Raw genomic sequence first — 943 nt, 5'->3', positions numbered from 1 at the left:
GGCGACGCGAAGGTGTTGTCGACTACCAGTTTCGTGTTCTTCTCGTGGGCCACCTCGGCGAGCGCGGCGATGTCACCGACATTGAGGAGGGGGTTGGTCGGCGTCTCCACCCACACCAGCTTGGTGTTGGGACGAATCGCGTCGCGGACGGCGTCGATGTCGGACACCGCGGCGACCGAGTACTCGATGCCCCACTGAGTGAAGACCTTGTCGATGAGCCGGAAGGTGCCGCCGTACGCGTCGTTGGGAATGACGAGGTGATCACCGGGGCGCAGCGACGCCCGCAGCAGAGCGTCCGTGGCCGCCATGCCCGAGGAGAATGCCCGTCCGTACGTACCCGATTCGATGGCTGCGAGATTGGCCTCGAGGGGCCGACGCGTCGGATTGCCGGTGCGGGCGTACTCGAAGCCACTGCGCATCCCGCCGACGCCATCCTGGGCGAACGTCGAGCTCGCGTAGATCGGGACGTTGACCGCGCCGGTCAGAGAGTCCGGCTCGTAACCGGCGTGAACCGCCTTCGTCGAAAATCCCTGCTGATTGCCCTGGGTCGTTCCGCGGGCTCCACTCCCGGACGTGCTGTCTGCCTTGCTGCGCTGCTCACTCATGACTTCCAGACTAATGGTCGAGCGAAGTGGGTAGCCTGCGGGAGACACCGCTGACGAAAAGAGGCTTTCCACCGTGGCCGATTCGCACCGCTCGCAGAGCGTCGACGAGCTGTTCTCCCTCGACACCCTCCTCGACACCGAGGAGAAAGAAATTCGTGACACCGTGCGCAAGCTCGGCAACGAACGCATCCGTCCGCACTTGGCCGACTGGTTCGAGGAGGGGACTGTCCCTGCTCGCGAGCTGGCCAAGGAACTCGGCGCACTCGGGCTGCTCGGCATGCACCTCGAGGGCTACGGCTGCGCAGGCACGTCGGCTACCGCCTACGGACTCGCATGCC

Annotated in this window: 2 protein-coding genes; one reads left to right on the top strand and one right to left on the bottom strand. The window is 65.3% G+C overall.

Annotation, left to right across the window (positions count from 1 at the left end; all coding sequences use genetic code 11):
- The coding region (locus tag A2J03_RS10825; protein ID WP_156520318.1) for an aminotransferase class I/II-fold pyridoxal phosphate-dependent enzyme at nucleotides 1-605 on the bottom strand (605 nt) is incomplete at its 3' end.
- 73 nt (nucleotides 606-678) lie between these two features.
- Here A2J03_RS10825 and A2J03_RS10820 point away from each other — a divergent pair.
- Nucleotides 679-943: acyl-CoA dehydrogenase family protein (locus A2J03_RS10820; protein ID WP_197480711.1), on the top strand; the 265-nt coding region annotated here is incomplete at its 3' end.

It is taken from the genome of Rhodococcus sp. EPR-157, from assembly GCF_001647195.1.
Classification (GTDB): Bacteria; Actinomycetota; Actinomycetes; order Mycobacteriales; family Mycobacteriaceae; genus Rhodococcoides.
The sequence above is the reverse complement of the archived record's forward strand: the minus strand, read 5'-3'. Positions and strand labels throughout refer to the sequence as shown.